Annotated in this window: 12 protein-coding genes; 9 read left to right on the forward strand and 3 right to left on the reverse strand. The window is 42.7% G+C overall.

Annotation, left to right across the window (positions count from 1 at the left end):
- Positions 1-94: 94 nt before the first annotated feature.
- Entirely contained in the window at positions 95-4567 is a 4473-nt protein-coding gene (locus PBF_RS22995; protein WP_035333121.1) for a glutamate synthase-related protein, read from the reverse strand.
- 411 nt (positions 4568-4978) lie between these two features.
- Positions 4979-6274 (reverse strand): glutamate-1-semialdehyde 2,1-aminomutase, encoded by a 1296-nt coding sequence (locus PBF_RS23000; protein ID WP_035333123.1) that lies wholly within the window; start codon positions 6272-6274, stop codon positions 4979-4981.
- A 192-nt stretch (positions 6275-6466) separates the two neighbouring features.
- Here PBF_RS23000 and PBF_RS23005 point away from each other — a divergent pair, with 192 nt between their 5' ends.
- The 8 genes from PBF_RS23005 (at position 6467) to perR (ending at position 12433) form a co-directional block, all read left to right on the forward strand.
- The gene (locus PBF_RS23005; protein ID WP_035333124.1) at positions 6467-7474 is read left to right on the forward strand and encodes an ABC transporter ATP-binding protein; all 1008 of its coding nucleotides are present in this window, start codon (positions 6467-6469) and stop codon (positions 7472-7474) included.
- A 33-nt stretch (positions 7475-7507) separates the two neighbouring features.
- Positions 7508-8299, forward strand: a complete 792-nt coding sequence (locus PBF_RS23010) for an ABC transporter permease (protein ID WP_035333126.1) — start codon at positions 7508-7510, stop codon at positions 8297-8299.
- Between the two features lie 3 nt (positions 8300-8302).
- A complete protein-coding gene (locus PBF_RS23015; protein WP_035333127.1) occupies positions 8303-9088 on the forward strand; it encodes an ABC transporter permease in 786 nt (261 codons plus the stop codon).
- Between the two features lie 134 nt (positions 9089-9222).
- Positions 9223-9636, forward strand: coding sequence for a potassium channel family protein (locus PBF_RS23020; protein WP_035333128.1), 414 nt, complete (start codon positions 9223-9225; stop codon positions 9634-9636).
- A gap of 72 nt (positions 9637-9708) precedes the next feature.
- Positions 9709-10185, forward strand: coding sequence for a thioredoxin-dependent thiol peroxidase (gene bcp, locus PBF_RS23025; protein WP_035333129.1), 477 nt, complete (start codon positions 9709-9711; stop codon positions 10183-10185).
- A 192-nt stretch (positions 10186-10377) separates the two neighbouring features.
- Complete coding sequence (locus tag PBF_RS23030; protein WP_035333130.1) at positions 10378-11328, forward strand: D-2-hydroxyacid dehydrogenase; 951 nt, start codon at positions 10378-10380, stop codon at positions 11326-11328.
- Between the two features lies 1 nt (position 11329).
- The gene (locus tag PBF_RS23035) at positions 11330-11887 is read left to right on the forward strand and encodes a cob(I)yrinic acid a,c-diamide adenosyltransferase (protein WP_035333131.1); all 558 of its coding nucleotides are present in this window, start codon (positions 11330-11332) and stop codon (positions 11885-11887) included.
- Between the two features lie 108 nt (positions 11888-11995).
- Entirely contained in the window at positions 11996-12433 is a 438-nt protein-coding gene (gene perR / locus PBF_RS23040) for a peroxide-responsive transcriptional repressor PerR (RefSeq protein WP_166672513.1), read from the forward strand.
- Between the two features lie 113 nt (positions 12434-12546).
- Here perR and PBF_RS23045 read toward each other — a convergent pair whose 3' ends face one another.
- The gene (locus tag PBF_RS23045) at positions 12547-12903 is read right to left on the reverse strand and encodes a YgzB family protein (RefSeq protein ID WP_035333133.1); all 357 of its coding nucleotides are present in this window, start codon (positions 12901-12903) and stop codon (positions 12547-12549) included.
- A 150-nt stretch (positions 12904-13053) separates the two neighbouring features.
- Here PBF_RS23045 and PBF_RS23050 point away from each other — a divergent pair, with 150 nt between their 5' ends.
- Entirely contained in the window at positions 13054-13929 is an 876-nt protein-coding gene (locus tag PBF_RS23050) for a nucleotidyltransferase-like protein (protein WP_035333134.1), read from the forward strand.
- Positions 13930-14200: the final 271 nt, after the last annotated feature.

Below are 14200 nucleotides of genomic sequence, written 5' to 3' on the forward strand. Positions count from 1 at the left end.
TATTATTAAAAGTTAGTAAAAAAGTTAAGGGTGCCATATAGAAGAGAAAAAGCCCCATCCACAGAAACGGATGGGGCTTGATTGGTGCAGATAATCACTCTGTGGAAACAGACGGGTCTGCCTGCTCTTTGACCGGAATAACTTGAACAAAGTGGTCTTCCGGATGATTAAGAAGGGAAGCAAGCTCTGAAGCTTCTTCTGTCTGTCCCTGATCATTCAGCATGGCAATGTATTGGCCAAGCAGTTCTTTAACATCTTCCTTTCCTTTATCGGAAAGAGAAGTAACGGAGACTTTAGCTCCCTTGGCAATTCTGCGCTGGATGGCTTCTTTTGTTAAGCCCATTTCCGGCTGGTGTCTTAAGTAAACAACACCGCCTGTCATTCCTGCACAGATCCATGGACCGGCATCGCCCAGCACAAGGCCTCGGCCATTCGTCATATACTCAAAGGCAAACCCTTTAATATTGGCATTGGAACCGATATTGCCGTATTCTTTTTCAGGCAGCGGCTTTTGCAGCTGGCCGCCGATAATCATATCCGCTCCGGATAATCTGATTCCGGCACGGGCGTCAGCATTTCCTTGAGCAACAAGCAAGCCTTCCTGTGCTCCATAGCCAAAACCTTTGCCAACAGAGCCATTATAGAACTTGCCATTCTTGCCTTTAGCTTTAAAGATTTTAATTTGTCCGCCGAACGAAGTTTTTCCGATGCCATCCTGAGCTCCTCCGGCAACTTCTATGTTGATGCCGAAGCTGTTGTAAGCTCCAAGCCCATTGCCCGGGATGGATCCGCCTTTGTATTTCAAATCAACTTCCGGAAGAGTTTTGTAAGAACCGTCGAGTCTGTTTCTTACACGGTGGCAGGAAACCCGGCTACCCAGTACCCGCTGCTCGGAAGTGACGCTATGGAATTCACGTGATTGATCCAGCTCTTCTACACTTGCATCAAGATACTCTGCTCCAACAGCTACCTGCAGCTGGGCTTCCTGCACGGCTTCAGGTGCTTCCTGGGCTGAGAATTGACCGATTTCAAGTGTTTTCAGCAGGTGTGTCAGGTCAAGCTGATCCTGTCCCTTAATCTGTACAAGCAGATCAGAACGGCCTACTGCATCCTGCAGATTTTTTATGCCAATAGAAGCTGCCAATGCTTTCAGTTCTTCGCCAAAAGCAGTAAACAGGTTCATGATGCCTTTAACAGCAAGGTCGAATTGGCGCGGAACAAATCTTCTTAAACCATGTTCCTTCGCCTGTGCTTCTGAATCTATTTGTGTTGCAATCCCAACATGGCAAGTATCAAGATGGCAGCCGCGGCATGTCGTACAGCCGATGGCCAGCATGGAAAGTGTACCAAAGCCTACACGGTTAGCACCCAGAAGCATAACCTTCAATACGTCTGCAGCACTCTTGATGCCGCCGTCAGCCCAAAGCTCCACATTATCGCGGATGCCTGCTTCAAGCAGGGCGTTGTGAGCTGCTTTTACACCAATTTCAACTGGAAGGCCTACGTGCTGCAGTGCGTGAATTCTCGCTGCCCCTGTACCTCCGTCAAAGCCGCTCAGTGTGATTATATCAGCACCAGCCTTTGCAATCCCGACTGCAATGGTTCCGATATTCGGTACAACCGGCACTTTAACAGCAACTTTGGCTTTGTCATTGGCTGTCTTAAGTTCGTGAATCATCTGTGCCAAATCTTCAATCGAGTAAATATCATGATTGTTTGAAGGCGAAATCAAATCCGAACCAATTGTAGCATTACGCGCTTCTGCAATTTTTGCAGTAACCTTGGATCCCGGAAGGTGACCGCCTTCACCAGGTTTTGCACCCTGCCCAATTTTTATTTCCAGCAGGTTGGATGAATTCAGGAGCTCGGCATTAACGCCAAATCGTCCTGATGCTACCTGCTGTCCGCGGGTCCTCGGATATTTTCCAAGCATATCCTTGATCTCTCCGCCTTCTCCATTCAGGCTGACCATGTTCAGCCTGTCAGCACCTTCTGCATAGGCTCTAAAGGCCGTTTCATTCTGAGAACCAAAGGACATGGAGGAGATAACAAATGGCAGGTCATGATCGCCCACATGCAAGCTGATATCTTCTGGCTTTAGATGGGAAGCCGTTTCCTTAAATCCGGTTAAATGGCGGATTGTTGTCGGGTTCTGGTCTTCCTGTTCAGTGATTTTTTCCTTGTAAACACTATAGTCACCAGTCGATGCCACTTCGCCGATCGCTTTCCAGATACGCGGGAAAAGGCTGAACGTTTTTCCGATCCGTTCCTTTTCATTCTGGTAATCTTCCGCTCTGGCAAAAGCGTCTTCCTTTAAAGCGCTAAAGCTAAATGAAAGCTCTTTAGATCCGAAGAAATTTACTATATTCAGGTATTCGGCTAATTCTTCGTGAAGACCAATGGCAGAGAATAAACGTCCATAGCCTCTTAATTCATGAATGCCGATTGTTGAAATGACTTTTTCAAGTCCTTTAGTCAGAGCTGAATATAAATTCTTCAGCGGTGTATCAGATTCGCCTAGAACCGTCATAAACATATAGTAAGGGCTTATAATATCAGCGCCTAAACCGAATGCGGTAATGATATCATGAAGCGATCTGATTGAAGCTGACCGGAGCAGCAGGGAACATTCACGGCGCAATGCCTCTTTGACAAGAGCCTGATCGATAGCAGAGACTGCCAGGTGCGGATCAATCCAGTAAGCATCCTCCTGATGAGCATTGGCATCGTCGAGTACAAGCAGGGTTTTGCCATTTTTGACAGCATCAACTGCTTCTGCTGCTAAACGGTCTAAAGCTTCTTTTACCGTTTCATCTTTCGTAAATGTGGAAGATAAATAAGATATCAGCTTTTGTTCCTGATAGAAGCCGGTTACCTGGTCGTAGCTCGGCTGATTGAGTTCATCGGAACATTCAAAGCCTGCTTTGCCTTCTATTAAAATAGGAGTCTGCAATTCAATTACGGCTCCTTGCTCCTGTTTTTCAAATAAAGAAGGACGCTGGCCGATAATTGTGCGGGTTGAGAAGTGCTCAGTTTCCCGGTCACGGTCAATGGCAGGGTTTGTAACGACAGCAACACTTTCCTTAATAAAATCTGCGATGTTTTTCCGCTGAGGATTCAGTGCAGCTAAAGGTGAATCGTGTCCAAGAGAACGAATTGGCTCCGCTCCTTTTTCTGCCATTTGCTCGACAAGCTGGACATGGTCTCTCTCCCAGCCGAACGCTTTATACTGCCCGTTATGAACCTTATCCGGGTAATTCACAGAAATGGTTTTTTCCAATTTTGGAGACTGCAGGCGAATCCTGAAGTTTTCAGCGTTTACTCTCTTTGAAAATCTGTTAAAAACTTCAGCCTGATAATGGCTGTGCTCGTAAACAGCCAGTGTATCACCGTCCCATTTCAGTCCCACCTTTTCACCTGGTGATAACGGTTTAGGCTCATTAACATATTCGCTGGATGGGATGATTCCGGGTTCTGATGAGAACAGGTAGGAGCTTTCGGTTTCCAGCATCCACAGTGGGCGAAGGCCCAATGCATCGACACTGAACACTGCCTCATCGGCAAATCGGGAAATAATTCCTGCTGGCCCCTGGGCAAAATGTCCCCATGCTTCACGAATATAGGCGTACATATCCTGTAGATGATCAGGGTATGACTTGATTTCATTCACGATAGGAGGGAACATGACGTCCATTGCTTCAAAGAGAGTATAGCCGTCACGGCAAATAAACGTTTCGAGCGTTCTGCTCAGATCCTGAGAGTCACTGCCGTCTTTTACCAGCGGAACTCCGACCATTTTGGCTTCATCCCTAAGCTTGGCAATGGTGTTGATTTCCCCATTGTGTCCCAGCACGCTAAAAGGCTGCACGCGAAAAAAGCTTGATAATGTGTTAGTTGAATAGCGATTATGCCCAAGCGTCATAGTTGAAGCAACAAGAGGGCTTGCCAGGTCGTGATAGTATTTCGGAAGAATATCTCCGGCTCCCATAACTTTGTAAACAGCATGATGCTGGCTAAGGGAGGCGACATGGACATGCTCGTCTTCTTCAAAATCAACGATTAATTCAAACAGCTTTTTGGAAAGCTCTGCACCATTCGATTCTGCTAAACAGGCAAACTGCCAGAATACTGGATTTTCCTGTATGGCAATCGGCCCTAAAGCTGAAGATTCAGTTACTTCGTCAGATGCATAAATAACCGTTAGATTTGCGTCAGTGAGTTTTTGCAGCAAGATAGCTTTCAGTGATTCAGTATCCTGCTTTCTGGACATAAATACATGTCCAACCACAAATCCTTCTTTTTCCGCTGCTTTAGAATCGGCTCCCGCTTCCTTTAACTTCTCTTTCCATAGCTCTCTGGGGATATCAATATGGATCCCTACACCGTCGCCTTCTCCATTAATAAAACCGGCACGGTGATTCATCGTAACAAGTGCATTGATGCAGCTGAAAATATTTTCGCGGGTTGGGACTTTCTTTTTCTCCATTGCAGATACGATGCCGCAAGCATCGTGCTCCTGGCGGTGAAACTCTTTAAAAAGTGAAGGACTCCATTGCTGTAATGTCATAAAATTCGGCTGAAAATAAGGCTGCGCCTTAAAGCCGTTCACCTCCTGAAAAATAGTAATCTATAAGTTTTTTTTTGTTTACGGGTTTTAAATGAGGGTATTGCAAAGTTATCATTGATTTGAAAGGTAAATGCATGGAGCATTTATTGAATGAATAGTTGGATAATTCGGGATATACTGCAGGACATAATGTTCTTTATGTCAGCGTAATCCGCTCTTACACAAAAGATTTCTCCTATCATATCATATGAATTTTCAGAAATCAATTATTTATACAAAAAGTTGGATAAGGTTTGAGGGAGGATAAAGGATTTTGTATAAAAAAACTCCATGTTTGTAAACGTTTTCATTGCTGTAAATAAAGAAAACGGAAGCATTCCTGCTCCCGCTGATGTATAAAATAATGAATATTTATTCGTCTTTTAATTGCTGAAATGCGTTTTGCACCGCATGAATGGTGGCTTGAATATCATCCTCTGTATGCGCGATAGTGATAAACCAGGCTTCATATTTTGATGGAGCAAGGTTTATTCCTTGATTGAGCATCAGCTTGAAGAACCTTGCAAACATTTCTCCATCTGTATTTTCCGCCTGCTCGTAATTCACCACTTTTTCTTCCGTAAAGTAGATTGTCAGGGCACCTTTTAATCGATTAATGGTAATGGGGATGTTATGTTCTTCAGCTGCCTCGCTTATCCCTTTTTCAAGCAGTTCTCCCAGTCTGTCCAGATGTTCATATACACCAGGCTGCTTCAAAACTTCGAGACAGGCAATTCCTGATAGAATCGACGCCGGATTTCCAGCCATTGTACCAGCTTGATAAGCTGGACCTAAAGGAGCTACTGTTTCCATAATCTCTTTCTTTCCGCCATAAGCACCGATTGGAAGGCCGCCACCAATGATTTTCCCCATGGCTGTCAAGTCCGGTTTTACACCAAGCATGTCCTGAGCGCCGCCATACATAAAACGGAAAGCTGTGATGACTTCATCATAAATGACAAGCGCACCGGCTGCATGTGTTAATTCGTTAACCTGTTCCAGGAACCCCGGTTTTGGTTCAACAATTCCGAAGTTGCCGACAATCGGTTCCACCAGCACAGCGGCGATCTGGTCACCCCATTTTTCCAGCGCTTCCTTATATGGTTCGATTTCATTGAAAGGAACCGTGATCACTTCTTGGGCAATGCTTTTTGGAACTCCGGCAGAGTCAGGCGTTCCGAGTGTTGAAGGACCTGAGCCTGCAGCAACCAGTACAAGATCGGAATGGCCGTGATAGCAGCCGGCAAACTTAATGATTTTGTCCCTTCCCGTATAGGCCCTTGCCACACGGATCGTTGTCATAACGGCTTCAGTTCCCGAGTTGACAAAACGGACCTTTTCCAAGTTAGGCATTGCTTCCTTAAGCATCTCGGCGAATTTCACTTCATGAGGTGTCGGAGTTCCATATAGTACTCCGCGCTCAGCAGCTGTTTTTATGGCTTCTGTAATATGCGGATGGGCATGACCGGTAATGATGGGACCGTATGCAGCCAGATAATCAATATATTGATTGCCGTCCACATCCCAGAAATAAGCACCCTGTGCCCGTTCCATCGCAACCGGCGAGCCGCCGCCAACTGCTTTATAGGAGCGGGAAGGACTGTTTACCCCTCCGACAATATGTTCTAATGCTTGTTTATGCAGCCGTTCAGAATTAGTAAATTGCATGTTAATCCTCCTGATAAAATCCATTTATATGTCCGTCATTATTTTAACATGTTTGGAAGGGGCTTCGTCCAATCTAAGTGAAGGCGGATTATTCTGTATTTTAATAATATGAATTGAAGCAATCTAGTTGTGCAGAAGGCGCTGTTTGTCTAAACTATTTCATTAGGGCATTAATTGGCAGGAGGAGTAAAGATGAATGATGCAATAACAGTCCGGAACTTAAAAAAGGAGTTTAAAGCTTATTCAAGCCGCTCCGGATTAAAGGGTGCTTTCCGAGACTTGCTTACAAGGAATTATAAAATTGTACCGGCAGTTAACAATATCAGTTTTCAAGTAAAACAGGGCGAGATGGTTGGGTATATTGGTGAAAATGGAGCCGGGAAGTCAACTACCATAAAAATGCTGACAGGGATACTGACCCCAACAACCGGTGAAGTGATCGTGAATGGAATGAACCCTCATAAAGACCGTGAAAAATTCGTCAGCACGATTGGAGTTGTCTTCGGCCAGAGATCTCAGCTTTGGTGGGATATTGCTGTTCAGGAATCCTTCAGGCTTCTCAAGAAGGTGTACAAAGTATCTGATGAACAATACGACAGTCATATGGCACATGTTATCAGAACCCTGGATATTGAACCTCTGCTCGATAAGCCGGTCCGGAAGCTCTCACTCGGGCAGAGAATGAGGTGTGAACTGGCAGCGGCACTCATCCACAATCCGCCGCTCTTGTTCCTGGATGAGCCGACTATCGGGCTTGATGTGCTTGTTAAATTAAAGATCAGAGAGTTTTTAAAAGAAATTAATGAAAAATATAATACAACCATTCTGCTGACTACTCATGATCTGTCGGATATAGAGGCGCTGTGCGAACGCGTAGTGATGCTGGACGAGGGCAAAATCATTTATGATGGAGCATTAAAAAGCCTGAAGGAAAAATGGGGAGAAGGGAAGGAAATAGAATTCCAGTTCCTTGAAGACGTGACCCTGAACGACTTAAACCGAATAACGGCTTCATCGGAAGTGAAATGGGAAAAGGATGAGAAAGAAGCGATCTTTACAGCCTTTGCAGAGGATAATGATGAACTGATTTCCCTGCTGATTGCCAAGGTGGTTGCGGATTTGAAAGTGAAAGACATCAATATTAAAGAAACTTCAACAGAGGAAATCATAAGAAATATTTATGACCGGGGGATATCTTAATGAAAGAATTTGTTTTTACCCGGGGGTGTTCCTGTGGATAAGTATATCGAAATGATTCGGATCCGTTTTTTGATGATGCTTGCCTACAGAACAAATTATTATACAGGTATTCTGATTTACAGCATTAATATTGGCGCTTACTATTTTTTGTGGAGTGCCATTTATGGAGAAAAAGATGCGATTGAGGGCATGTCTGTGATCCAGATGTCGACATATGTGGCTGTAGCCTGGATGGCAAGGGCGTTTTACTTTAATAATATAGACCGGGAAATGGCTGCTGAAATTAAAGAAGGAAAAGTAGCGGTGGAGCTGATCCGCCCATATAATTATCTGGGTATGAAAACGATGCAGGGACTGGGGGAAGGAATATTCCGTCTCTTCTTTTTCTCCGTTCCGGGCATGGTAATCGTCTCGTTCATTTTTCCGCTCCAATTTTCTGCGGATTGGACGACCTGGATTTTCTTTGCGGTATCGATTATATTAAGTTTTTTTATTAATACGCAGATTAATTTGCTGACAGGCATTACCACTTTCTTCTTATTTAATAACACAGGGCTTATCCGGGCAAAAAGAGTTGTGATTGATCTCTTTTCCGGCCTTCTGATTCCTATCAGCTTTTTTCCTTTATGGGCACAGGATGTACTGAAATTTCTGCCCTTTCAGGGTATCAGTTATGTGCCGAGCATGATTTTTACGAATAGTTTTTCGAATAATGAAGCCATCCAGGCGATTATTATGCAGGGGATCTGGGTTCTTATTCTGATCATACCCATTCAGGTTCTGTGGATTATAGCGAAAAAACAGCTCATTATTCAAGGAGGGTGACGCATGTTTTATATAGCCATTTTCTTTCAATATGTCGCCCAATATATGAAAACAAGAATGCAGTACCGTGCAGACTTATTTGTTGAGATCTTTTCAGATCTTCTATTTCAGGCAGTCAATTTAATTTTTATCCTGGTCGTTTTTGGCCATACTGAACTGCTTGGCGGCTGGACGAGGGATGAAATCATCTTTATTTACGGTTTTTTCCTTGTGCCATATGCGCTGTTTTCATCGTTCTTTAATATTTGGGATTTTAATGAGAGGTATATAGTAAAAGGTGAACTCGACAGGATTTTAACCAGGCCGATCCATAGTTTGTTTCAAATCGTATTGGAACGGATGGAGCTTGAATCCCTGTTTGGGGCCGTAACAGGCATTGCTGTTATGATCTACGCAGGAAACAGCCTTGGTTTAGGAATTACCTGGACTGACCCGTTCTTGTTTTTCTTATTTGTGATAGGCGGAATGCTTGTGTATGGAGGCATCTTTGTACTGATTGCCTGCATCAGCTTTTGGGCAGATGCAAGAACATCAATCATGCCGATGATGTATAACATCGGTAATTATGGAAGGTATCCGGTTGATATTTACAATAGTGTTATACGCTTTGTCCTCACCTGGGTTCTTCCGTTTGCCTTTGTCGGTGTATATCCGGCTTCCTACTTTCTGGGGAAAGAAGAATGGTTTTTATACTCCTTTTTAACACCTGTAATCGGAATCGTATTTTTCGGCATCTCGATCCTGACCTGGAATTCAGGTGTTAAGCGATATCGGGGAGCGGGCAATTAGAACTGGGATAAAATCCCGGTTTTTTTATTGAGCGAACCCTTCCCAATGCAGAAAGGTTTCCGAGACAGGCTGTCATATGGGAAAGGCTACAAGCGTATAAATGAATTGGAAGGCATTTCGAAATGAGGTGCAGTATGGCTTTTTATTTATCGCTGATTTTAATCGTGCTGTGCATGATCATGAGTCTGCAGACTCTTTTTTCATCCGCCAAGATTAAGGGAAGATGGGTGTCTGCTGAGAATTTCCTTTATCTCATAAGTTTATATGCAACTATTCTGATTGGGTTTGGGCTGATATATATTTGGCTTGATTTACATGGGCTGGTGGTTTTGATGGACGGCACTGAGTATATGGAAACCGGTTTCCTCGAGAGGCTGGAGACGGGTTTTTATTTTAGTGCGGTAACCCTTTTTTCTGTTGGGTATGGAGATGTCAGTCCTGTTGGAATAGGCAGGCTTATTGCCGTATTGGAAGCGTTAATCGGATATGTCATCCCGGCCGCATTTGTAGCCAGGGTAGTATTTGATGCAGGTGACCGTGCTTTATAGTGTATCAGTTGTTTTTGACCGCAAAGTTGGATAGGCTTAGAGTAATAAACCTATTCAACAGGAGGAATGAAAATGGCAATTGAAATCGGTAAACCGGCTCCAGATTTTGAGCTTGAGGCCAGTAATGGTGAAAAGGTAAAATTAGGAGATTACCGCGGGAAGAATGTTGTTCTGTATTTTTACCCGAAGGACATGACACCTGGCTGCACGACCCAGGCATGTGATTTCAGGGACCAGCATCAGAATTTTGCAGATGTGAATGCAGTCGTTTTAGGAGTAAGCCCTGATCCGCTCAGCAGACATGAGAAATTTATTGAAAAGCATGGATTGCCTTTCCTGCTGCTTGCAGATGAAGACCATAAAGCGGCAGAGGCGTACGGTGTGTGGAAATTGAAAAAGAACTTCGGGAAAGAATATATGGGGATTGAGCGTTCAACCTTTATAATTGACCAGGAAGGCAAGCTCGTGAAAGAATGGCGCAAGGTAAAGGTTAAGGATCATGTCGAGGAAGCGCTGGAGTATATTAAGGAAAATTTGACACGGCCTTAAATGGGTTGCCTATTTTTTATCGGAACAAGGCTTTTGTCCATTCCGAAGAACAAGTTTTGCATATCATTTTATTAGGGCATACCTCCTCAGATACTTTTTCGAAACGGACCTGAACAGGTTCGTTTTTTTTAATGTTTTTACCATTCAACAATGGGTGGTATGATGAAATAAAAATATGTTGGAGTGGAGTTTATGAAAATTGTGTCTTCCATTTTGCCTCCCGAAGAGCTGCGGCAGGAAGTAATTCGGGAATTCCCTGAGGGAGATTTCCTGTTTTTCAACGGAATAGAAGCTGCAGGGGAATCCTTTTATAAGGCTGAAGTATTTATTACATATGGAGAAGATCTGACAGAAGAACATATTAATAAAACAACAAAACTAAAGTGGATTATGGTGATGTCAGCGGGAATGGATGAAATGCCTTTGAAAACCTGCAAGGAGAAAGGCATCTTAATTACAAATGCAAGAGGAATCCATAAAATCCCGATGGCTGAATTTGCGCTTGGAACTATGTTAGGGCATGTTAAACAAAGAGCATTGCTGGCTGAAAATGAAAAGGCAGAAGTTTGGAATCGTGATCTGCCAATGGAAGAGCTGCATGGAAAAACTTTATTAATTATCGGTGTAGGTGCAATAGGGGGGGAGATTGCAAGACTCGCCAAATGCTTCGGAATGAAAGTGGCTGGAGTGAATAGGAGCGGACGGGAAAATGCATGGACGGATCGTATTTTTCCACTCAGCAGGCTCGCACAGGTCCTTCCTGAAGCTGATTTTATCGTTTCAGTCCTTCCCAGCACGCCTGAAACTAAACATCTGTTAAAAGAAAAGCATTTCTCTGCAATGAAGAATTCTGCTGTGTTTATGAATATAGGAAGAGGAGATCTTGTTGAGGAGAAAGTGCTGCTGACTGCACTTGAAAATCACCAGATTTCTCATGCGTATCTGGACGTTTTTGAAAAAGAGCCTCTGCCTGAAGGGCATCCTTTCTGGAGCATGGAGAATGTAACGGTCACACCCCACCTGTCAAGCAGAACAAAAAACTATTTACCGAGATCTTTTGAAATTTTTAAGCATAACCTTCATACATATATAAAAAATAACAAAGATTATATGAATGTGATCGATTTTGAAAGAGGGTATTGAAATGAGAATTTATACCAAAACGGGAGATAAGGGGACAACATCATTAATATATGGGCAGAGAGTCAGTAAGAATGACATTCGCGTAGAGGCATACGGTTCATGTGATGAGGCGAATTCCATGATTGGAATGGCCTTAAGTCATTTAAGAAGCGAGTATTTCAGCGGTAAAGAAAAAGCGGAACAGGTATTTCATAAAGTGCAGACCGATTTGTTCCATGCAGGAGCAGAGCTGGCAACCCCAGCAGGAAAAGAAGTTAAATGGACGATAAAGGAAGAGGATATCACTTTCCTGGAAAGTCAAATAGATGAGTGGGAAGCTAATCTTACTGCACTGAATAACTTTATTTTGCCCGGCGGTCATCCTGCAGGAGCGGCATTCCATGTAGCGAGAACCGTTGTGAGAAGAGCGGAAAGGTGTGCGGTGTCACTAGGTGAAGAAGTGAATCCGCTCGTTTTAATTTATCTCAACAGGCTGTCTGATCTGCTGTTCGTTGCTGCGCGATTTGTGAATCACCATTTGGGCACTGGTGAGCAATCACTGCACGATGAAAAGAGCTGATTCCCTCTATTAAGGAGTTTGCAATATTGACAAATGTGGTAAAAAATTAGTACACTATTTATAAAGATTATAAAGTAAGAATATTTGTTGGAAAAGAGGTGCATGGCGGTGGCGCATATGGAATTAAAAGAGGCGCTGGATACTTTAAAAGACACTGGAGTACGTATCACTCCGCAGCGTCATGCGATACTTGAATATTTAATAAACTCCATGTCACACCCAACTGCTGACGATATATACAAAGCATTAGAGGGGAAATTCCCAAATATGAGTGTGGCAACAGTTTACAATAATTTACGAGTATTCCGTGAGGTTGGCCTGGTAAAGGAACTGACGTATGGTGACGCATCTAGCCGCTTCGATTTTGTAACCACTCATCATTATCATGTCATTTGTGAAAGCTGCGGCAAGATCGTAGACTTCCACTATCCTGGCCTGGATGAAGTAGAGCACCTTGCTTCGCATGTTACAGGTTTTAAAATAAGCCATCATAGAATGGAGATTTACGGAACATGTCCGGAATGTGCAAGTAAAGAAGCTCACTAATAAATTTTAAAGCTGCCGGCGCTGTGCTGTCAGCTTTTTATTTTTAATCCAATAAAAAACCGGCTTTAGAGAGCCGGTCATTTTAGAACTTGAATATGGAAGCAAGAGGATAATCAGCTCTGCTTCTTATTTTTTTTGTTGTATTTTTCATCAAATTCAGCGCCCTCAAGATTTGGATCAAGCGTCAAAGGTTCATTGCAGTACATGCACATATCAACGCGGCCAAGCATCTTTGTGTGTTTTCCGCAATTCGGGCAAACCACCTGCACGGTTTTTGTTGAAAGCATGCCGATCCAAAAATAAACACCGGTGCTGGCAAGAATGCAGAGCATTCCGAGAAGCATAAATATAGTCATGAGAAGAGCGGAATTCCTGAAGAATATTCCGAGATACATAACAATAAATCCGATGAAAATTAAACTAAGGGCAAATGTACGAATTTTATTGATTTTATTTGAGTACTTAGCCATACTGCTCCCTCCTAAAAACTAACTATACCACACTCCTTTTGATGAAATAAATATTAATATAGAATGGTGTCGAAAAATGTCTCAGCTTTAGGAAGGATTTCATTTATAATTGTCGAAGATATACGCTATCAATAAAATGGAGGAATTATGATGGAAGATATTCTCCGTCCTATATACCAGGAACGGGCAAGCCAGACAAACACTTTAGGCGTGATTATGACCGAAAAAATGCAAAAGGCTATTCCTGCTACTGATACATTTGATGCTGTACTGCTGATCCTTGTTGAGGAAGCAGATGAACCTGTATTTGTTAAACATTACACATATAAAGATAAAAAAGCGGCTCTTCATATCGTGACAGATAAGCAGCTTCGCGAATGGATCCTGCTGGGAACGAACCGAAAAATCTTTGACTGGCTCTATAATGGAAAAGTTTTATTTGATCGAAATGAATATATTCATAACTTGAAGGTGGAATTAAGAGAGTTTCCGTTCTATGGGCGAAAATTAAAAATGGGTCTTGAGTTTGCCAAGCTGATCAGACGATATATGGATGGCAAAGCCTTCTTTGAAAATCGCCATTATTTTGATGCCTATAACCATATTGTTCATTCCCTTCATCATCTGGCCAGGCTTGCTGTTATTGAAAATGGATTCCATCCGGAAGTAACTGTCTGGAATCAGGTAAAGCAAATTGAGCCTGAAATAATGAAACTGTATGAAGAATTGGTGAATAGCCAGGAGCCTCTTGAAAAAAGGCTGGAGCTGCTGTTCCTTGCAAGTGAATTTTTAATCCATTCGAGAACCAAACAAGGAATCAGTCATCTTGCCGATGTTCTTGCTGAGAAAGAAGAATGGTCCATCCACGATATTATGAACCATGATGAACTTCATCTATATGCGGTTGACTTAAGCATGCTTCTTGAGTATTTGATTGATAAGCATTTCATAGAAGTGGTGAACATAGAAACAAAAGGTCAAGGGATTTATCACAGGTATTACAAACTTTTAAAAAAATTATCGTAAAAAAACTTTAAAAGCTATTGACCTTTATTTAAATCCTTGTTATATTTATATCCGTCGCTGCGATATGAACGAAAAACATTTTCACAGACGACGGATAAATTTAAAAAAGTGTTGACAGATAAAATCAACACATGTTATATTAATAAAGTCGCTTCTGAGCGATTAGGTAAAATATAACAAAGAGAAATTGATCTTTGAAAACTGAACGAACAAAAACGTCAACGTTTTAATCATTAGTCTTTTTTGAAAAGACAAATCGAGCTTAATCAAC

The sequence above is a fragment of the Cytobacillus firmus DS1 genome (assembly GCF_000565285.1).
GTDB classification, from domain to species: Bacteria; Bacillota; Bacilli; order Bacillales; family Cytobacillaceae; genus Cytobacillus; species Cytobacillus firmus_A.

What these genes read in the sequence shown, in the direction of transcription:
- PBF_RS22995 (WP_035333121.1), bottom strand. Translation starts at nt 4,567, where the DNA reads ATGACATTACAGCAATGGAGTCCTTCACTTTTTAAAGAGTTTCACCGC.
- PBF_RS23000 (WP_035333123.1), bottom strand. Translation starts at nt 6,274, where the DNA reads ATGCAATTTACTAATTCTGAACGGCTGCATAAACAAGCATTAGAACAT.
- PBF_RS23005 (WP_035333124.1), top strand. Translation starts at nt 6,467, where the DNA reads ATGAATGATGCAATAACAGTCCGGAACTTAAAAAAGGAGTTTAAAGCT.
- PBF_RS23015 (WP_035333127.1), top strand. Translation starts at nt 8,303, where the DNA reads ATGTTTTATATAGCCATTTTCTTTCAATATGTCGCCCAATATATGAAA.
- PBF_RS23020 (WP_035333128.1), top strand. Translation starts at nt 9,223, where the DNA reads ATGGCTTTTTATTTATCGCTGATTTTAATCGTGCTGTGCATGATCATG.
- bcp (WP_035333129.1), top strand. Translation starts at nt 9,709, where the DNA reads ATGGCAATTGAAATCGGTAAACCGGCTCCAGATTTTGAGCTTGAGGCC.
- PBF_RS23030 (WP_035333130.1), top strand. Translation starts at nt 10,378, where the DNA reads ATGAAAATTGTGTCTTCCATTTTGCCTCCCGAAGAGCTGCGGCAGGAA.
- PBF_RS23035 (WP_035333131.1), top strand. Translation starts at nt 11,330, where the DNA reads ATGAGAATTTATACCAAAACGGGAGATAAGGGGACAACATCATTAATA.
- PBF_RS23045 (WP_035333133.1), bottom strand. Translation starts at nt 12,903, where the DNA reads ATGGCTAAGTACTCAAATAAAATCAATAAAATTCGTACATTTGCCCTT.
- PBF_RS23050 (WP_035333134.1), top strand. Translation starts at nt 13,054, where the DNA reads ATGGAAGATATTCTCCGTCCTATATACCAGGAACGGGCAAGCCAGACA.